Here is an 18,435-nt window from a genome sequence, read left to right as displayed (position 1 = left end):
CGGGGAGCGGTACCGGTTCGCGCCGGTTTTCCCCGTACGGGCGTGATGAACGACGGGTTCACTCTACCGGGGGAGCCGGGACCGGCCCGGCGGCCGGTCGCCCGGGGGCCCCAGGCCACGCCGGAACGGGGCGCACGGCGGTGGGCCGCCCTCAACCGGGCGGGCGGCACCGGGTACGGCGGTCGGCGGCCCGGCAGACCGCCTCAGCCGGCCGGCACCGGGTCCAGCAGCCGGCAGACCGTCTCGATGTCCGTCCGCACCTGCTCGGCCCCCGCGCGGCCGGACAGCCAGGCGGTGAGGGCGCAGTGCCAGGTGTGCTCGACCACCCGCACCGCCGACAGCTGCCCGGCGTCCGGGGCCGCCAGCCCCGCCGCGTCCAGGACGATCTCCGTCACCAGCCGGGAGACGGCGTCCACCTCGGCGCGCACCCCCCGGTCCGCGAAGGTCAGCGCCCGCAGCATGGCGTCGGCCAGCTCGGGTTCGCGGCGCAGCGCCCGGAAGGCGCGCAGCAGCGTCGCGGCGGCCCGCTCCCCGGGGGTGCGTCCGGCCGGCGGGTGGTCGGCCAGCGTGGTGCTCAGCAGCCGCAGCCGGTCGTGCAGGGTGGCGACCAGCAGATGCACCTTCGACGGGAAGTAGCGGTAGAGGGTCCCGAGGGCGACCCCGGCGGCCTCCGCGACCTCGCGCATCTGCACGGACTCGAAGCCGCCCCGTCCGGCGAGTTCCGCGGTGGCGTCCAGGATGCGGGCGCGGCGGGCCCGCTGGCCCGCCGTCAGGGGAAGTGCAGGTGGCCGGGCGTCAGCGGTCATGAGGTCACCTCCGTGCCGTGGCGTGAATCACCTGATCCGGTCGTCACACCGACGCTACCTGCCGGTAGATTCGATCCTCATTGGACGGGTCGGTCTGAAACTTGTTCCAGATTATCGGCAGCGGTTACGCTCCGGAAAACGCAGTGATGAAGGGGGCCGGGAGTGACCGCCGAGGCCATGAAGACGGACCCCGGCGCGGGACACGGCGCCCCCGCCGGAGCGGACGACCGCCCGTTGCGGATCGCCCTCCTCACGTACAAGGGCAACCCGTTCTGCGGCGGCCAGGGCGTCTACGTCCGCCACCTCGGCCGCGAGCTGGCGCGCCTCGGCCACAGCGTCGAAGTGATCGGCGCCCAGCCCTACCCGGTGCTCGACGAGGGCGTCCCGCTCACCGAACTGCCCAGCCTCGACCTCTACCGGCAGCCCGACCCGTTCCGGACCCCCGGGTGGGGCGAGTACCGCGACTGGATCGACCTCGCGGAGGTCGCCACCATGTGGACCGGCGGATTCCCCGAACCGCTCACCTTCTCGCTGCGGGCCGGCCGCCATCTGCGGTCCCGGCGCGGCGAGTTCGACGTGATCCACGACAACCAGACGCTCGGCTACGGCCTGCTCGGCGACCTCGGCGCCCCGCTCGTCACCACCATCCACCACCCCATCACCGTCGACCGCCGGCTCGACCTGGCCGCCGCCACGACCCGCACGCGCGCCTTCTCCGTACGCCGCTGGTACGGCTTCACCCGCATGCAGAAGCGGGTCGCCCGCCGGCTGCCGCACGTCCTGACCGTCTCCGGCTCGTCCCGCCAGGAGATCGTCGACGACCTCGGGGTTCGCCCCGAGGTCGTCGACGTGGTCCACATCGGCGCCGACACCGACCTCTGGTCGCCCGACCCCTCGGTCCGCGAGGTGCCCGGGCGGATCGTCACCACCTCCAGCGCCGACGTCCCCCTCAAGGGGCTCGTCCACCTCGTGGAGGCGCTCGGCAAGGTCCGGGCCGGACACCCCGACGCCCACCTCGTGGTCGTCGGCAAGCGCGCCGAGGACGGACCCGTCGCCCGGGCCATCGAACGCCTCGGCCTCGGCGACGCCGTCGAGTTCGTCAAGGGCATCAGCGACGCCGAACTCGTCGACCTGGTGCGCGGCGCCCAGGTCGCCTGCGTCCCCTCGCTGTACGAAGGGTTCTCGCTGCCCGCCGCCGAGGCGATGGCCACCGGCACCCCGCTCGTCGCCACCACCGGCGGGGCGATCCCCGAGGTCACCGGCCGTGACGGGGAGACCTGCCTCGCCGTGCCGCCCGGCGACCCCGACGCCCTCGCGACCGCCCTCACCCGGATGCTGGACGACCCCGGGCTGCGCGCCAGACTCGGCGCGGCCGGCCGCGACCGGGTGCTCGCCCGCTTCACCTGGGCCAGGGCGGCGGCCGGCACCGCAGACCTCTACCGCCGGGCCATCGCCGCCCGGGGGGCCCGCAGGTGACCCCACCGGACTCCGCTCCCGCCCGTGCCCGTGCCCGTACCACCGACCTCGAAGGCAGGCCCCCGTGCTGACCGTCGACTTCACCCGCTTCCCGCTCGCCGCCGGTGACCGCGTGCTCGATCTCGGCTGCGGCGCCGGTCGGCACGCCTTCGAGTGCTACCGGCGCGGCGCCCAGGTCGTGGCCCTGGACCAGAACGGCGAGGAGATCCGCGAGGTCGCCAAGTGGTTCGCCGCGATGAAGGCCGAGGGCGAGGCCCCGGCCGGGGCGACCGCCACCGCGTTGGAGGGCGACGCCCTCAACCTGCCTTTCCCCGACGACTCGTTCGACGTCGTCATCATCTCCGAGGTGATGGAGCACATCCCCGACGACAAGGGCGTCCTCGCCGAGATGGTCCGCGTCCTCAAGCCCGGCGGACGCATCGCGATCACCGTGCCACGCTACGGCCCCGAGAAGGTCTGCTGGTCCCTCTCCGACGCCTACCACGAGGTCGAGGGCGGCCACATCCGCATCTACAAGGCCGACGAACTGCTCCGCAAGATCCGCGAAGCCGGACTGAAGCCGTACGGCACCCACCACGCCCATGCCCTGCACTCGCCCTACTGGTGGCTCAAGTGCGCCTTCGGCGTGGACAACGACAAGGCCCTGCCGGTCCGCGCCTACCACAAGCTGCTGGTGTGGGACATCATGAAGAAGCCCGCGGTGACCCGGGTCGCCGAGCAGCTGCTCAACCCGGTCGTCGGAAAGAGCTTCGTGGCGTACGCGACGAAGCCGCACCTCCCGAAGGCAGAGGCGTGACCCTCCCCGAACGGACCGAACACCTCGTCCTGCCCGGCGTCCTGACGCCGGATCAGGCGACAGCGACCGTCGCCGCACTCCTCGACACGCAGTGCGAGGACGGTGCGCTGCCCTGGTTCCGCGGCCACCACCTCGACCCGTGGGACCACACCGAGGCGGCGATGGCCCTCGACGCCGCCGGCGAACACGAGGCCGCCGAAGCCGCCTACGAATGGCTGGCCCGCAGCCAGAACCAGGACGGCTCCTGGTACGCCGCCTACCACGACGGCGATCCGGAGCAACCCACCGACCGCGGCCGGGAGTCCAACTTCTGCGCGTACGTGGCCGTCGGCGTCTGGCACCACTACCTCGCCACCGGCGACGACGCGTTCGTCGACCGGATGTGGCCGATGGTCTACGCGGCCGTCGAGTTCGTCCTCGGACTCCAGCAGCCCGGCGGCCAGATCGGCTGGAAGCGCGAAGCCGACGGCACCCCCGTCGCCGACGCGCTGCTCACCGGCTCCTCCTCGGTCCACCACGCCCTGCGCTGCGCCCTCGCACTCGCCGAACGACGCGAAGAGCCCCAGCCCGACTGGGAGTTGGCGACCGGGGCACTGGCCCACGCCATCGCCGCGCACCCGGAACGCTTCCTGGACAAGAGCCACTACTCGATGGACTGGTACTACCCGGTCCTCGGCGGCGCGATCACCGGAGCCGAGGCCCAGCGGCGCATCGACGAGCGCTGGGACGAGTTCGTCGTCCCCGGCCTCGGCGTGCGCTGCGTGCTGCCCAACCCCTGGGTCACCGGCGGCGAAAGCTGCGAACTCGCCCTGGCCCTCTGGGCGATGGGCGAGTCCGACCGGGCCCTGGAGATCCTCCAGTCCATCCAGCATCTGCGCGAACCCGGCGGCCTCTACTGGACCGGATACGTCTTCGAGGGCGAACGCGCCTTCTGGCCCGAGGAACTCACCACCTGGACCGCCGGATCACTGCTGCTCGCGGTGGCCGCGCTCGGGGGGGACGAGGCGACCACCGCGGTCTTCGGGGGAGAACGGCTGCCGAGGGGCCTGGAACCGGACTGCTGCTCCTGACCGGGCCGGGCCGCCCGGAACTCAACTACGACGCAGACGGCCCGCCACCGCGTGACCGACGAAGAGGTAGACGGCGGCGGCCAGCCCGTATCCGGCGACCACCCGCGCCCACGCCTTGTCGAAGGTGAACAGGTCGTACGACCAGCCGGCCAGCCACCGTGCGGAGTCCTGGACGAACTGCACCAGCTCGTTGCCCCTGTTGGCGTCGAGCAGGTACATCAGGATCCACAGGATGATGATGAAGGCCATGACGTCCGCGACGACGGCGATCGCGCGCCCCGCGGTACTGCTTCCTGAGCCTCGTCTGTAGGACATGCACACCGGATTGCCGCTGCCCGGAACCTGAAACCCGGACGGCCGAACCCGGTGGCGGGGCGGCGCGCCGGGGGCGAGCCCGGTGCCGGTCGTGAGACCGGCGGCACCTGGTCCCTCACCTCGGCGCCGGCGCTCCCCCCCCGGCGCCCCCGAGGCTGAGGCCGCACCCCACGCGAAGGCCCCCGACCGCTGAACTCCCGCGGTCGGGGGCCTTCGTGACGGACGGGGGCGATCAGCCGCGCTGGATGCCCGAGGTGTCCTGGAGGACGCCGCGACGGCCGTCCTGCGTCTGCGCGATCAGGCTCTGGCCGCGCTGCTCGACCGCGAGGTACCAGGTACCGGGGGCCAGTTCGGCGATCTGGCCGGACGAACCGTCCTCGCCGTACAGCGGACGGGGCACCGGCACCGCGAACCAGAACGGCGTGAAGTCGGCCGCCGGCGCACCGCCGGACTGGGGCGCCTGCGGCGTCTGGGACGCCTGCGGGGCCGGCTGGCCCTGCTGCGTACCGTACGGCTGGGGCTGCGGAGCACCGGCCTGCGAACCGAAGGACGGCTGGCCCGGGTAGCCGTACCCCTGGCCCTGCGGCTGCGCACCGTACGGCGACTGGGTGGCCGGAGCCGGGCGGGGGCCCGCCGAGAGCGGCGCCTTGAGCGCGGGAATCAGCGGTCCGGCGACCGTCGCGGCGGCGAGCACCAGGGAGGCCAGCAGGCCGAGGATCAGCCCGGCACCCGCGTCACCGGCGTCGATGGTCGTCCAGAACGCCGTCCACAGCGCGAAGACGGTGAGGGCCACGCCGAACTGCCCGAGGTCCAGACCGACGATCTTGCGGCCCGGCGCCGAGCGGCTCACGATCACCAGCGCCGCTCCGATGACACCGGCGAGGAAGATGCTCATGAGCAGGGAGAGCGAATCCCAGGCGCTCGCGCTGTCGTAACCCGAGCAGTCGATGTTGCTGGGGCACTCGTAACCGGAGAGGTCGAGGAAGGAGGCGATGAACAGCACGACCGCTGCTCCGATCACCACGCCGTCGCCTCTAGTGAGGGAGCGGATATTCACGTGAAGGTCCTTAGTCGGTCGTCTCGTCGGGGACGGTCGTCGCTGCGCCCGGGACTGTCCCTCGGGCGCGCCGAGAAGCCCGGGGCGGCTCCCCATCGTACGGATGAATCTATCGTCTGCCCGGGCGGGTTGGCCCCCGGCTTGCGCGACGGCCCGTCATCCCCCCGATATCAGCGCAGAACTACCCCGTAGCGGGGCGGAACTACCCCTTCAGGTAGCTGCTGATGCCGTCACTGATCCCCTGGGCGGCGCTCTGCCGCCAGCGCGCGCTGGTCAGCAGCGCGGCGTCCTTCGGGTCGCGCATGTTGCCGCACTCGATGAACACCTTCGGAACCGTGGACAAGTTGAGCCCGCCGAGGTCGTCGCGCACGTCCAACCCCGTTCCCCCGCCGATGTAATTGGACGGCGCGCTCCCGGTGGCCGCCACGAACCTGCCCGCGATACGGGTTCCCAGGTCGCGCGAGGAGCTCACGATCCGCGAGGTGTCCGCCGCCCCGTCCCGCACGCGCGCGGGCAGGATCACGTGGAACCCCCGGTTGCCCACGGCCGAACCGTCCGCGTGGACGGAGACCACGGCATCGGCCTTCGCCGCGTTGCCGATCCGCGCCCGCTCGTCCACGCACGGACCGTACGCGCGGTCGTCGTCGTACGTCAGGAGCACCTTCGCGCCCTGCGCCTCCAGCAGCTCCCGCATCCGGTGGGCCACGTCCAGCGTGAACCGGGCCTCCGCGTAACCGGCGTCGGTGGACGTCCCGGTCGTGTCGCACTCCTTGTGCCCCGTACCGATGTCCACCTGCCGCGCGATCTCACCGGTGTGCTCGTGGTTGTGCGGATTGTGGCCGGGGTCGATCACCACCGTACGGCCGGTGAGTGGCCCCTTCGACGAGGTCCCCCTCGGGCTCTCGTCGGGTGCCGGTGCGGACGTGGCGGGTGACGCGGTCACCGAGGGGGCCGGGGCCCCCGCGTGCGGCTGCGCCTTCACCTGGGCACCGCCGCACCCGGTGAGGGGCAGCAGGCAGAGGACGGCGAGCGCGGCGAACGAGGCGGTGCGGACGGGACGGCCTGCGGCCGGGCGGACGGAGGGCGGTGTGGGGGGAACGCTGGAGTACGGCACGCGGGCGATGGTACCGACGGCTCCCGGAGCCCGGCTCCCGCGTTCCGGCCTCAGATCCCCTGCCCCGTACGCCGCAGCACGCGCAGCGAGTCGGTCACCGAGATCTCCGCGAAGGCACCGGAGGCGAGCGCCCGCTGATGCACCCGGTACGGCGCCTGCCCGCCGTCCGCCGGATCGGGGAACACGTCGTGGATCACCAGCAGGCCGCCCTCGGCGAGGTGCGGCGCCCAGCCCTCGTAGTCGCCCATCGCGTGCTCGTCGGTGTGCCCGCCGTCGACGAAGACCAGCCCGAGCAGCCCGCCCCAGACCGCCGCGACCTGCGGCGAGCGCCCCACCAGCGCCACCACGTGGTCCTCCAGCCCGGCCGCGTGCAGGGTCCGGCGGAACGTCGGCAGCGTGTCCATCCGGCCGACCTCGGGGTCGACCAGGGACGCGTCGTGGTACTCCCACCCCGGCTGCTGCTCCTCGCTGCCCCGGTGGTGGTCGACGGTGAGCGCGGTCAGCCCGGCGGTACGGGACGCGTCGGCGAGGAGGACGGTGGAGCGCCCGCAGTAGCTGCCGACCTCCAGCAGCGGCAGCCCGAGCCGGGCCGCGTCGACGGCCGCCGCGTACAGCGCCAGCCCCTCGTGCACCGGCATGAACCCCTTGGCCTTCTCGAAGGCGTCCAGCACCGCGTCGGCGGGACGGGCGCCGGGATCGGCGACGGGAGCGGCGGCGGGTGCGGCGGACTCGGCGGCCACGGGTTCCTCCAGGTGGTGCGGGTGTGCCGACGGCGGCGTCGCGTCGGCAGAGGCGGTGCGTCGGTGGCGGTGCGTCGACGGCGGCCCCATCGTGCCGCACGCCCCCGCCGGACGGACCGGCGGGGGCGTGCGGGTGTTTCCTCCGGTGACTCCCGGCCGGGCGGCCGGGTCAGGCGTGCTGCTCGCCCGCGTGCGCCTCCGGCGACGCCTGGACCGTGTCGGCCGCAGGGGACACCCCGGCGCCCTGCCGCTCCGGGGCGGCGGCGGTCAGCACCAGGTCGGTCACGACCGGCCGCCCGTTCGCCGCGCACACGGCGGGCCGGGCGCGCGGCGCGTACCCGGCGGCGGTCACGACCAGCACATGGCCCGACTCGGGGGGGGCGCCCAGCACGTACCGCCCCGCGTCGTCGGCGACGGCCAGACCGGCCTGCCGGCCCTGCCGGTCGACCAGGGTCACGGTGGCCCGCGCCACCGGCGCGCCCGCCGCGTCCAGCACCCGGCCGTGGAAACCGCCGGAACCCGCGACGATCCGGGAACCCCCGGCGGAAGGCGCGGACGCCCCCGCACCCGGGACGGACGCCGCGTCGCGCGGGACGGACGCCTCACCGTGCAGCACCGCGTCGATCGCCACCAGTGCCTCGGCCTCCGCGAGCAGCGCCTCGCTCTCGCTGTCGGCGACCAGCACCAGGCGGCGGGCCGGGCGCTGCGAGGGCAGGAACGCGGCCAGGACGAGACCGACCAGCACCGCCCCCGTCGCGATCATGAACGACAGGCGGAACCCGTGCATCGAGGGGACCGCCACCCCGCCCATGTGGACCGAGGTGTTCGCCAGCACCATGCCGATCACGGCACTGGAGGCAGACGTACCGATCGACCGCATCAGCGTGTTGAGGCCGTTCGCGGCCCCGGTCTCCGAGGCGTCCACCGCGCCGACGATCAGCGCGGGGAGGGAGGAGTACGCGAGCCCGATGCCGGCGCCCAGCACCGAGGAGATCACCAGGGTCTGCCAGGCCGCGTCCATCAGCAGGGTCCCGGCACCGTAGCCGACCGCGATGACCAGCATGCCGATCATCAGGGAGACCTTCGGGCCGCGCCGGGCGGCGATCCGCGCGTACACCGGAGCGGTGAACATCATCGTCAGCCCCAGCGGCGCCATGCACAGACCGGCGACCACCATGGACTGGCCGAGGCCGTACCCGGTGGACTTCGGCAGCTGGAGCAGCTGCGGTACGACCAGGGAGACGGCGTAGAAGGAGATGCCGACCATGATCGAGACCAGGTTGGTCAGCAGCACCTCACGCCGGGCCGTCGTGCGCAGGTCCACCAGGGGTGCGGCGATCCGCAGCTCGTACAGTCCCCAGACCAGGAGGATCAGCAGGCCGCCGGCTATCAGCCCGAGGGTGAGCGGCGCGGTCCAGCCCCACTCGCTGCCCTTGGTGATCGGCAGCAGCAGGGCGACGAGCCCGAGCGAGAGGCCGAACGCACCCGCGTAGTCGAAGGTGCCGGGCGCGCGCAGCGGCGGCTCGGGCACCAGGAAGACCGTCAGGACCAGGGCCACCACACCGACCCCCGCCGAACCGAGGAACAGCGCGTGCCAGTCGGCGTGCTGGGCGACCAGCGCCGCGCCGGGCATACCGAGCCCGCCGCCCACGCCGATCGAGGAGCTCATCAGCGCCATCGACGAACCGAGCTTCTCCGGCGGCAGCTCGTCGCGCATGATGCCGATACCGAGCGGGATCGCACCCATCGCGAATCCCTGGAGCGCCCGGCCGATGATCATGATGACGAGGTCGTCGGTGAAGGCGCAGACCAGCGAGCCGATCACCATCACGGCGAGGCTGGCTATCAGCATCCGCCGCTTTCCGTAGAGATCGCCGAGCCGCCCCATGATCGGAGTGGACACGGCACCGGCGAGCAGCGTCGCCGTCATCACCCAGGTCGCGTTCGACTGGGCGGTGTGGAGAAGAGTGGGCAGATCCTTGATGACGGGTACGAGCAGGGTCTGCATCACCGCGACGGTGATGCCCGCGAAGGCCAGTACGGGGACGAGCGCTCCCCTGGGTTTCTTGATCTCCTGAAGCGGACCGGGGTTTCCCCCGGTGGTCTGTCCGTTCGTCGTCCGGTCCATACGTGTGCCTTCCGGGCAGCAGTGATCACCGGAGGGACCCCCCCAAGTGCATGCATACCGAACGCTTCTGGGGGCGGGTGTATTCCCGGGACGAGGGTGCTCGAACTCAGTTGCGTTATTGGCCTGTTGGTGGCGGGTGGATGCGGACGTCGATGCCGGGGCTCTACCGCCCGCTGCTCCCGGCGGTTCGGGCGGTTCGGGCGGCTCCGGCGGCTCCGGCGGCTCCGGCGGCTCCGGCGCCTCCGGAGGCGTAGGCCCAAGGGCCGATCCGGGTCCCGACTGCGCCCCGTGTACGCACGGCGCGGCGCCAGGGACGATGGCGGGCATGACAGACGTTTTCCCGGGCGACGTCGCTCCGGACGGCATATCCCCGGACGACATGTCCGCCGGCCCCCGCTCTGCTCCCCGCCGCCTGAGACCTCGCACCTGGGCGGCGGTGGCCGCGGCCTGCACCGGTCAGTTCCTGGTCGTGCTCGACGTGTCCGTCGTCAATGTGGCGCTGCCCTCGATGCGGACCGACCTGGGGCTGAGCGCCTCCGGGCTCAGCTGGGTCCTCAACGCCTACTCGATCGCGTTCGCAGGGTTCATGCTGCTCGGCGGGCGGGCCGCCGACCTCTTCGGCCGCAAGCGGATGTTCCTCGTCGGCCTCGGGCTCTTCACCGCGGCCTCGCTCGCGGGCGGACTCGCGCAGGAGGGCTGGCAGCTGCTGGCCGCCCGCGCCGGACAGGGGCTCGGCGCCGCCGTTCTCTCACCGGCCACCCTCACCCTCCTCACCGCCGCGCTCCCGGAGGGCCCGGCGCGGGTCCGTGCGATAGGTACCTGGATGGCGGTGGGCGCGGGCGGCGGAGCGGCGGGCGGGCTCATCGGCGGGGTCCTCACGGACCTGCTCTCCTGGCGCTGGGTCCTGCTGATCAACGTGCCTGTCGGCGCCCTGGTCCTGGCCGGTGCCGCGTTCCTGCTCGCCGAGGGCCGGGGCGGCGAACGGCGAAGGCTCGACCTGCCGGGCGCCGTCCTCGTCACCGCGGGCCTCGCCGCTCTCGCGTACGGCATCGTGCAGACCGAGGCGGCCGGCTGGACGGCCCCGGCGACGCTCGTGCCGCTGCTCGGAGGCATCGCCCTGCTCGGCGCGTTCGTGCTGGTGGAACGGCATACGGCTGTCCCGCTGATGCCCCTGCGGGTACTGGGCGTACGGGCCGTGGCCTCGGCCAACGCGTCGATGCTGCTGCTCGGCTCGGCCACCTTCTCCATGTGGTACTTCATGACCGTGTACGCGCAGAACGTCCTCGGCTACACCCCGCTGGAAGCCGGACTCGCCCTGCTGCCCACCTCCGCCGCGATCGTCCTCGGCTCGAAACTCGCCCCGCGCTTCATGGCGCGTGCCGGTGCGAAGCCGATGGCCCTCACCGGCATCCTGCTCACCGTCGCGGGCTTCGGATGGCAGTCCACCATGACCGCCGACAGCCACTACGCGGCCGGCATCCTGCTCCCCGGCGTCCTGATGGCCTTCGGGATGGGCTTCGTCTCCACTCCGCTCGCCTCCCTCGCCACCTCCGGCGCCGCGCCCGGGGACGCAGGCCTCGTCTCCGGCCTGGTCAACACCTCCCGCACGATGGGCGGGGCGCTCGGGCTCGCGGTGCTCTCCACCGTCGCCGCCGCCCGCACCGGCGACTCGACCACCCCGGCCGGCCTCACCGCCGGATACGCCCTCGCCTTCCGTACCGCCTCCGGGGTGCTGCTGGCGGCGGCCCTGCTGGTGCTCCTCTGGCTGCCGGGTGCGAAGGCGGGGCGGGCGGCCGAGGGGCGCTGAGGGCGCGGAAAGGGCGTCAGAGCCAGCCCTGCTGCCGGGCCGCCCGGGCCGCCTCCGTGCGGTTACGGGTCCCGGTCTTGCCGATCGCGGAGGAGAGGTAGTTCCGCACCGTCGACTCCGACAGGTGCAGCTTCCGCGCGATGTCCGCCACGGTCGCACCACCGGAGGCCGCGTTCAGGGCGTCCCGTTCGCGTGCGGTGAGCGGGCTCGGCCCCGCACCCAGCGCGGCCGCCGCGAGGGCCGGATCGACCACGGTCTCTCCGGCCAGCACCTTGCGGATCGCCCCGGCCAGCTCCTCCACCGGGCCGTCCTTGACCAGGAAGCCCGAGGCGCCCGCCTCCATCGCCCGTCGCAGATACCCGGGACGCCCGAACGTCGTCAGGATCAGCACCCGGCAGTCCGGCACCTGCTCACGCAGGTCGGCGGCGGCGTCCAGGCCGCTGCGCACCGGGAGTTCGATGTCGAGGAGTGCCACGTCGGGCCGCGAGGTGAGAGCCGCGGGCACGATCTCCTCCCCGGAACCCACCTGGGCGACCACCTCGAAGTCCGGCTCCATTCCCAGCAGCAGGGCGAGCGCGCCCCGCATCATCCCCTGGTCCTCGGCGAGCAGCACGCGGACGGACGGGGCGGGGCGGTGGTCCTGCGGCATCTCGGTCACGGGTAAGAGGGTAGGACCCGTGCGCGAGGCCCGTGGGTACGACGCCGGTGCTCAGGGGGCGCTCAGGGGGTGGGGACGCCTGCCGGGGTGCGGGGCGGGAGCCCGAACCGTACCGGGACACCGGGCGAGTACAGCACGCTGACGGGCCCGTCGGCCGGTGCGGGCAGCCCTGCCGCGGCGACGAGGTTCTCGCTGTGGTCGAGGAGTTCGGCGCGGTGCAGGGGCCAGCGGGGGTGGGTGTTCGGGAGGTAGCGGGAGCGGCCGAAGAAGGCGCTGTGCATGCCCCAGCGCGCGGTCAGGAAGTGTTCGAGCTCCGAGGGCTCCTGGACCTGTTCGCCGATGCGCACGGTGATCCGGCTGTACGCGCCCGCGGGCCGGCCCCACCGCCGCCGGCTGGTGTACGTCACCGTGTCGTCCTCCCGCCGGATGTCCATCTTCGACCACACGTAGGGGAGGCCGAACCCGCTCCGGCCGACCGCGACGGGAAGCAGACGGGAGGCGTCGAGCGAACGGAAGACCACGCCCCGCCGGCCATGGGCGTCCACCGAGTACAGGCGGACGTTGGTCTCCGGGAAGGAGCCGAGATACGGGATGCCCGGAAGCCCGAACCACCCCACCCGGTGCATCCGGAACGCGACGAGCCCGACGTAGGTGGCACCGTCCAGCGTGTCCGGCCGGGTGCCGGCGGGCAGCAGCGGGGCGACGAGGGCAGGGTCGACGGCCCAGTGGAGGAAGGCCAGATCGAGCCAGGACTGGGTGAGCACGGGACGGTCCGCCGTGTGGGGAGGATCGGCCGTTATCGGTTCCGGGATCGCGGTCAGCGGCACCATCGTGTCAGTGTGCCATTGGCGTAACGGTGTTCGAGGTGAGGGCGGACACACGCCCACCCGTCCCCGCTCACCGTCCCCGCTCACCCCGGTGTTCGGGGTGACGCCGGACACACGGCCACCCGTCCTCGCTCACCGTCCCGGCTCCCCGGGCAGCTCCGCCCGCACGACGAACCCGCCGTCCGGACCGGGTCCGGCCCGCAGCGAGCCGCCGGCCAGCGCCAGCCGCTCGGAGAGCCCCGCCAGGCCCGTACCCCCGTAGGCGTACGAGAGCTCCACGCCGTCCGTTCCGGGATCCCGGCGGGGCCCCGGGACGTCCTCGCCGCCGGGCTCGGCGAGGGGGCCGTCGTCGGTGACCGTCAGCAGTACCCGCTCGCTCCCGGACGTGACGGAGAACACGCAGTGGGTCGCGCCACTGTGCCGTACGACGTTGGTCACCGCCTCGCGCACCACCCAGCCCAGCAGCGCCTCGCCGCGCGGGGCGAGCGGAGGGCCGGAGCGGTGCACCGTCCCCTCGATCCCGGCCGCGGTCAACGCCGAGACAGCACGGTCCAGTTCACCGGTGAGACTGCCCTCGCGGTACCCCGTCACCGCCTCCCGGACCTCGGTGAGCGCCTGCCGGCCGACCGACTCGATGTCCGCGATCTGGCCGAGCGCCGCGTCCAGGTCCCGGGGGGCCAGCCTGCGGGCGGCCTCCGACTTCACCACGATCACCGACAGGGTGTGCCCCAGCAGGTCGTGCAGGTCGCGGGAGAACCTGAGCCGTTCCCGCTCCACGGCGTTGCGCGCCAACTCGGCCTGGGCGTCGCGGAGTTCACGTACGGTCTCGGAGAGCGCGAGGATCGAGGCCGTCACCGCGCCGGAGAGGAACGTCCCGTACCCGATCGTCCACGGGTCCGACGCCTGGTCGCCGCGCCAGACGGCGACGACCACGCCGCAGGCGGACAGTCCGACGAGCGCGAAGGTGAGCGTTCGGCCCCGCAGGATCGTGCCACTCGCCAGCGAGAGCAGCGGGAAGAAGAGCAGCCAGCTCCCGCCGTACCCGGCCGCCAGTCCGAAGGTGATGGCGGCCAGAACGCCGAGCAGTACGTACGACACGGTGGTCCGGCGCAGCGACGGAACGAAACTCCGGAACACCAGTTGGACGTAGAGGGAGTTGAACAGCAGGACGCCCACCGCGCCCACCACCGGGTTGGGGGTCTCCCCCTTCCAGAGGTTGGAGAAGGCCCCGAGCCCGAGCAGCAGCCACGGCATCAGCGCGTACGGGCCGGGGCCCGCCGGTCGCCGGCCCGCCTTGCTCCGGCCCGCCTCGTTCCCGTTCCGGCGCGGGAGCCACCACCGGCCGGGCGGGTACTCCGCGCACCCCGGGTCCGGCGGCTCCACGCCGTCGGTGCCCGGGGCGTGCGCGGTGCGCGTCTTCACAGGGTCCTCGCCGCGCGCCGGTACGAGACGACCGCATAGCCGCCGAACAGAGCTGTCCAGACCAGGAGTTCGGCGACCGAGGCGAGGTGCGGCGCCTGTCCTGCGATCGTCGTCCAGCCCAGATCGGCGAAACCGTGCGCCGGTGTGTGGGCGCCGACGGCCCGCAGCGGGCCGGGCAGCGAGTCCAGCGGGAACCACAGCCCGCCGATCACCGCGAACCCCGTCATGCAGGCGATGTTGACCACTCCGGTTCCCTGCGGGGTGAGGCGGTAGCCGTTGCCGATGCCGAGCAGGGTGAACGGCAGTGTGCCCAGCCACAGCATCCCCACCAGTGACCCCCACTGCCACCAGCCGAGTTGGATGTGGTTGACCAGCGCTCCCGCCAGCAGCACCCCGACCAGTGCGGGGAGCACGGTCACCGAACCGCTGACGGCCCGGCCCACCACGATCCGCGACGGCGCGAGCGGAGTGATCCGCAACTGCCGCAGCCAGCCGAGCGACTTGTCGGACGCGATCCCCGTTCCGACCGCCATCGCCGAACCCAGCGCCCCGTACGCGGCCATGCCGGTCATCGAGTACGCCCTCCAGTCGTCGGCGCCCGCACCGCCCCCCGAAGTGTCGCCGATGTTGGTGAAGAGCAGGTACATCAGGACCGGCATCCCGGTCCCGAAGATCAGGAACGCGCCGTCCCGCAGGGTCCGGCGGACCTCCAGCATCACGTACGCGTACATCAGCGCTCCTCCTCGGGCGTGGTGGCGGGGCCTGCGGTCAGGGCGAGGAACGCGTCCTCCAGGGTGGCGCGCGAGACGATCAGCCCGCGCACCGCCCCCATTCCGGCGAGCGCGACGACCGTGGCGTCCGGGTCGCCCGAACGCAACAGGGCGCGGTCACCCCGGACTTCGACACCGACCACCCCCGGCAGGCGGTCCAGCCCGTCGGCCGTGCGGCCCGCCAGATCGATCCCGACGAGCCCGCCGCCCACTGTGCGCCGGATGCCCTCCCCGCTGTCGTCCGCGACGATCCGCCCCCGGTCGAGGACGACGATCCGGGCGGCGTTCTCGTCCGCTTCCTCCAGGTAATGCGTGGAGAAGAGCACGGTGTTGCCGCGCTCCGCGAAGGCGCGCATCGACTCCCAGAACGCTCGCCGGGCCTCCACGTCCAGCGCGGCGGTCGGCTCGTCCAGCACCACCAGCCGGGGGTTGCCCGCCAGCGCGACCGCGAAGCGCACCCGCTGCGTCTGGCCGCCGGAGAGCTTGTCGATGCGGCGGTCCGCGAACGCCGAGGCCCCCGAGAGCCCGAGGACCTCACCGATCTCCATCGGCGCGGGATAGGTGGACGCCACGAACTCCACCAACTCCCGTACGGTCACCCGGGGAATGGGCCGCCCCTCCTGGAGCATCGCGCCGACCAGTCCCGCCCGCACCGCCTGTCCCGGCGGGCGGCCGAACAGCTCCACCGCCCCCTCGTCGGGGTCGTCGAGCCCCAGCAGCATCCCGATGGTGGTCGACTTCCCGGCACCGTTGCGACCCAGCAGGGCCACCGTCTCACCGGCCCCGATCGCCAGGTCGACACCGTTCACGGCGCGCACGGTCCCGCCCGAACGCCCTTCCGTCCGGAAGGACTTCGACACCCCGGTGAAACTCACCGCCAGGGCGTCGGTACCGTCCCCGCTCTTCCGGGCCCCCGCCGAGACTCCGGCGGCCGCCCCCACCGGGGCCGGCCCCCCGCTCGCACTTCCCGTTGTCGTCATGACGGCGACGGTACGGCGGGCGCCGGACCCGGCGGCAGAGCCGTGCGTACGGCTTCCGGCAGGACAAATGTCATGGGCCGGGCCGAGGGGCGGGTGGCCTCGCCGGCCCGTGGCCCGGGAACGGCGGCGGGGGCCGTCCCGGCCGTCACCGGCCCGGACGACCCCCGCCCTCGTGCTCTGCTGCGGTCAGGACACTCCGGCATCCCCGTGGGTGGGCCGGCGATGCCGGCCGTGCGCCTGCGCGGAGTTGGTCTCCGCCGACACGCCCCCTCGGTGCTTTCCGGAGCCGCCTGCGTCGGCCCGTTGCGTGTCCGCCCCCGGCGGGCACGTCTGCATCGTGTCGGTTCGGGCTTCAGACATCTGGGAAGTCACCCCGTTGCGCTCGCTTGCGTGTGTACCGGGGCCCGCCGTCGCCCGTTCCGGTCCTCCCGGACTCCGTCCTGCGTGTCCGGAAAGCCCCCTGGGCGCACGGTCACACTGCGCACCCGTACGGAACGACTGCGTAGCCCCCGAGGAAATCTTAGTGCCGCGACCGACAGGGTCTGCCCGTCGTGCCGCTACCGGTCCTCCCGGGGCGGGCCACCGTGCAGCGGCGCCTGCCCCAGCGGAACCGGCCTACACCCCCCAGGAGATGATCCGTCGGCGGATGGTTGCATTCCGGATCCGTCCACCGGCCCGGGACCGCACCGCGCACCCCCGTACCCCTCCGGGGCGACGGGCGCGACGTCCTCCGGAACCTCCAGCCGCACCAGCCCGCAGGGCGTGTCGGGACGCTCGTACGGCAGGCTCAGCACGCCTCCGCGGCTCCAGGAACCCGCCCCGGCCAGCCAGCCCGCCGGGGCGACGAACTGGTTCAGCCGACGGTCCGCCGGGCGCCAGACGCCGAGCCAGCTGCCCGCCGCCCCGTCGATCCGCAACGCCACCGCGCAGGTCTCCGGCATCAGCATCTGCCCCGGCTGCACCGCGAACGGTGTGACGGCCACATCCGCCGGGCGCAGGCACTCGGGGAAACGTACGGGCAGGGCGCTGCCCAGCACGCCCCAGCCGAGCCGGTCGTGTCCGGGCGCGTCGGAACGGAGCAGGAAGAGCCCGCTGTCCGGCTCGGCGATCAGCAGCCGGTCGTTGCTCTCCGGCGTGATCTGGAGGAGCGGAGTCACCTCGCCACGGCGTTCGAGGTCGACGGCGACCGTCTTCACCGGCCCCCTGCCGGGCGGCCTCCGGTCGAGCGCCAGCACACGGCCCGTACGGTCCAGCCAGACGCCGCCGGAGCAGAGCCCCGGCACGTCGGCGACGTGTTCGGGCCCGAACGAACCGCCCGCCACCCGCCAGACGGAGGTGGTGAAGATGCCCGGCGCCAGGGCGTAGACGCTCACCCCGTCCGGGGCCGGCGGGAGCAGCGTCATCCGCTCGCACTCCACGGTCCCCAGGAAGAGCTCGCCGGTTCCGGGACCGGTCGGGTAGAGCAACGAGAACGCGTGCCGGTCGGCGACCCGCCGCCGGATCAGCACCCGCCCGTCCGCGAGCGGCACCACCTGGGAGTCGGTTTCCTCGGGCTGGTCGAGCGGGAGCGGTACGGCGTACGGCTCCGGGCCGTCGAGCGTCCACCGCTCCGGGTACCAGCCCCGGCCGAGCGTCTCGCTGCCGCCCGTCGTGAGCCGCGCCGCGTACGCGCCGTCCGCCGAGAGGGTCAGCGCGCCCGCCGCGTGCGGGGCCCGGTGGGCCGCGGCCGAAGGGGGATCGGCGGGCGGGGGCGGGATGCGGCGGGGGAGGGGAGCGCCCCCGGCGCCGGGCGCCGGGCGCCGGGTGGCCGACATCCCGGCGGCGTTGGCGGGGGCCCTGGTGTTGGTGGCGGCTGCCTCGGTGGTGACGGCGACCGTGGGTGTGGGCGCGACCGTGGGGGTGGGCGTCGGCACAGGTGCGGGGGGCTGGGCTGCCGGGGTGGGCGCGCCGGTCTTCGCCGCTCCGGCGGCCGCCGATCCGGTGGGGGCCGCCGATCCGGTGGACGTGTGGAAGGAGGCCGCCGCGGGGAAGCCGACGACCGCCCCGACCAGCGGGACGAGCGTGGTCGCGTCGACGCCCCGGCCGACCGGGGTGCCCGTGGGCACGACGGTCCGCCCGGTCACGACGACCCGGATGGCCATGCCCCCCGCACCCTCGTCGGCGCGGGGCCCGCCGGTGCCGGACCCGTCGGTGCCGGTACCGCCGGGCGCGGACGTGCGGGGGCCGGGCACGGGCAGGCCGCTGCCGCCCGGTGCGGCGTGCGGTGTGGCGGTCCGTCCGGATTCCACCGGTCCCCCCGGTCCTCGCTCCTCCAACCCTTCACGTCTCTCTTCACGTCTCTGTCCCCGCGGCTTCCCGGGGGTCCGGGGATCCTCGGGTTCCTCGGAGGCGGGTTCCGGCTCCCCGGCCGCCCCGACGCCCCCCTCGGTCAGACCTTCTGCGACACAGGCAGTCATGGGTGTGTCACCT

At 73.6% G+C, this 18,435-nt stretch carries 16 protein-coding genes; 4 read left to right on the top strand and 12 right to left on the bottom strand.

Annotated features, from left to right (window positions below; translation table 11 throughout):
* Positions 1 to 203: 203 nt before the first annotated feature.
* Positions 204 to 806, bottom strand: coding sequence for a TetR family transcriptional regulator (locus OG599_RS09520; RefSeq protein ID WP_327175526.1), 603 nt, complete (start codon positions 804 to 806; stop codon positions 204 to 206).
* A 162-nt stretch (positions 807 to 968) separates the two neighbouring features.
* On the opposite strand from OG599_RS09520, the gene OG599_RS09515 reads away from it, so the two are divergent.
* The 3 genes from OG599_RS09515 to OG599_RS09505 all read left to right on the top strand — a co-directional run bounded on the left by OG599_RS09515 (position 969) and on the right by OG599_RS09505 (position 4,148).
* Positions 969 to 2,282: a glycosyltransferase family 4 protein gene (locus OG599_RS09515; RefSeq protein WP_327175525.1), complete on the top strand. Its 1,314-nt coding sequence runs from the start codon at positions 969 to 971 to the stop codon at positions 2,280 to 2,282.
* Between the two features lie 64 nt (positions 2,283 to 2,346).
* Positions 2,347 to 3,078, top strand: a complete 732-nt coding sequence (locus OG599_RS09510) for a class I SAM-dependent methyltransferase (RefSeq protein WP_327175524.1) — start codon at positions 2,347 to 2,349, stop codon at positions 3,076 to 3,078.
* Positions 3,075 to 4,148, top strand: a complete 1,074-nt coding sequence (locus tag OG599_RS09505; protein ID WP_327175523.1) for a prenyltransferase — start codon at positions 3,075 to 3,077, stop codon at positions 4,146 to 4,148. The genes OG599_RS09510 and OG599_RS09505 overlap by 4 nt, the downstream gene beginning before the upstream one ends.
* 21 nt (positions 4,149 to 4,169) lie before the next feature.
* Here the strand turns inward: OG599_RS09505 and OG599_RS09500 are convergent, their stop codons facing one another.
* The 5 genes from OG599_RS09500 to OG599_RS09480 all read right to left on the bottom strand — a co-directional run bounded on the left by OG599_RS09500 (position 4,170) and on the right by OG599_RS09480 (position 9,502).
* Positions 4,170 to 4,463, bottom strand: coding sequence for a hypothetical protein (locus tag OG599_RS09500; protein WP_327175522.1), 294 nt, complete (start codon positions 4,461 to 4,463; stop codon positions 4,170 to 4,172).
* A 232-nt stretch (positions 4,464 to 4,695) separates the two neighbouring features.
* On the bottom strand, positions 4,696 to 5,520 hold the full coding sequence (locus tag OG599_RS09495) for a hypothetical protein (protein ID WP_327175521.1): 825 nt from the start codon (positions 5,518 to 5,520) through the stop codon (positions 4,696 to 4,698).
* Positions 5,521 to 5,722: 202 nt separating this feature from the next.
* A complete protein-coding gene (locus OG599_RS09490; RefSeq protein WP_327175520.1) occupies positions 5,723 to 6,634 on the bottom strand; it encodes an N-acetylmuramoyl-L-alanine amidase in 912 nt (303 codons plus the stop codon).
* Positions 6,635 to 6,684: 50 nt separating this feature from the next.
* Positions 6,685 to 7,272 (bottom strand): class I SAM-dependent methyltransferase, encoded by a 588-nt coding sequence (locus OG599_RS09485; RefSeq protein ID WP_327179979.1) that lies wholly within the window; start codon positions 7,270 to 7,272, stop codon positions 6,685 to 6,687.
* A 271-nt stretch (positions 7,273 to 7,543) separates the two neighbouring features.
* Positions 7,544 to 9,502 (bottom strand): MFS transporter, encoded by a 1,959-nt coding sequence (locus OG599_RS09480; protein ID WP_327175519.1) that lies wholly within the window; start codon positions 9,500 to 9,502, stop codon positions 7,544 to 7,546.
* Between the two features lie 379 nt (positions 9,503 to 9,881).
* Here OG599_RS09480 and OG599_RS09475 point away from each other — a divergent pair, with 379 nt between their 5' ends.
* The gene (locus tag OG599_RS09475; RefSeq protein ID WP_327179978.1) at positions 9,882 to 11,309 is read left to right on the top strand and encodes a DHA2 family efflux MFS transporter permease subunit; all 1,428 of its coding nucleotides are present in this window, start codon (positions 9,882 to 9,884) and stop codon (positions 11,307 to 11,309) included.
* Positions 11,310 to 11,325: 16 nt separating this feature from the next.
* On the opposite strand, the gene OG599_RS09470 is transcribed toward OG599_RS09475, so the two are convergent.
* From OG599_RS09470 to OG599_RS09445, 6 genes are all read right to left on the bottom strand, one after another.
* Entirely contained in the window at positions 11,326 to 11,958 is a 633-nt protein-coding gene (locus tag OG599_RS09470) for a response regulator transcription factor (RefSeq protein WP_327179977.1), read from the bottom strand.
* A 71-nt stretch (positions 11,959 to 12,029) separates the two neighbouring features.
* Complete coding sequence (locus tag OG599_RS09465) at positions 12,030 to 12,797, bottom strand: YqjF family protein (protein WP_327175518.1); 768 nt, start codon at positions 12,795 to 12,797, stop codon at positions 12,030 to 12,032.
* Between the two features lie 129 nt (positions 12,798 to 12,926).
* Complete coding sequence (locus OG599_RS09460; RefSeq protein WP_442809401.1) at positions 12,927 to 14,216, bottom strand: sensor histidine kinase; 1,290 nt, start codon at positions 14,214 to 14,216, stop codon at positions 12,927 to 12,929.
* Positions 14,213 to 14,947, bottom strand: coding sequence for an ABC transporter permease (locus OG599_RS09455; RefSeq protein WP_327175517.1), 735 nt, complete (start codon positions 14,945 to 14,947; stop codon positions 14,213 to 14,215). Before OG599_RS09455 ends, OG599_RS09460 begins: the two co-directional genes overlap by 4 nt.
* On the bottom strand, positions 14,947 to 15,861 hold the full coding sequence (locus tag OG599_RS09450) for an ABC transporter ATP-binding protein (protein ID WP_327179975.1): 915 nt from the start codon (positions 15,859 to 15,861) through the stop codon (positions 14,947 to 14,949). Before OG599_RS09450 ends, OG599_RS09455 begins: the two co-directional genes overlap by 1 nt.
* A gap of 662 nt (positions 15,862 to 16,523) precedes the next feature.
* On the bottom strand, positions 16,524 to 18,254 hold the full coding sequence (locus OG599_RS09445) for a hypothetical protein (protein WP_327175516.1): 1,731 nt from the start codon (positions 18,252 to 18,254) through the stop codon (positions 16,524 to 16,526).
* Positions 18,255 to 18,435 lie beyond the last annotated feature (181 nt).

This window comes from Streptomyces sp. NBC_01335 (assembly GCF_035953295.1).
Classification (GTDB): Bacteria; Actinomycetota; Actinomycetes; order Streptomycetales; family Streptomycetaceae; genus Streptomyces.
The sequence above is the reverse complement of the archived record's forward strand: the minus strand, read 5'-3'. Positions and strand labels throughout refer to the sequence as shown.

What these genes read in the sequence shown, in the direction of transcription:
- OG599_RS09520 (WP_327175526.1), bottom strand. Translation starts at nt 806, where the DNA reads ATGACCGCTGACGCCCGGCCACCTGCACTTCCCCTGACGGCGGGCCAG.
- OG599_RS09500 (WP_327175522.1), bottom strand. Translation starts at nt 4,463, where the DNA reads ATGTCCTACAGACGAGGCTCAGGAAGCAGTACCGCGGGGCGCGCGATC.
- OG599_RS09485 (WP_327179979.1), bottom strand. Translation starts at nt 7,272, where the DNA reads ATGCCGGTGCACGAGGGGCTGGCGCTGTACGCGGCGGCCGTCGACGCG.
- OG599_RS09480 (WP_327175519.1), bottom strand. Translation starts at nt 9,502, where the DNA reads ATGGACCGGACGACGAACGGACAGACCACCGGGGGAAACCCCGGTCCG.
- OG599_RS09475 (WP_327179978.1), top strand. Translation starts at nt 9,882, where the DNA reads ATGTCCGCCGGCCCCCGCTCTGCTCCCCGCCGCCTGAGACCTCGCACC.
- OG599_RS09470 (WP_327179977.1), bottom strand. Translation starts at nt 11,958, where the DNA reads ATGCCGCAGGACCACCGCCCCGCCCCGTCCGTCCGCGTGCTGCTCGCC.
- OG599_RS09465 (WP_327175518.1), bottom strand. Translation starts at nt 12,797, where the DNA reads ATGGTGCCGCTGACCGCGATCCCGGAACCGATAACGGCCGATCCTCCC.
- OG599_RS09455 (WP_327175517.1), bottom strand. Translation starts at nt 14,947, where the DNA reads ATGTACGCGTACGTGATGCTGGAGGTCCGCCGGACCCTGCGGGACGGC.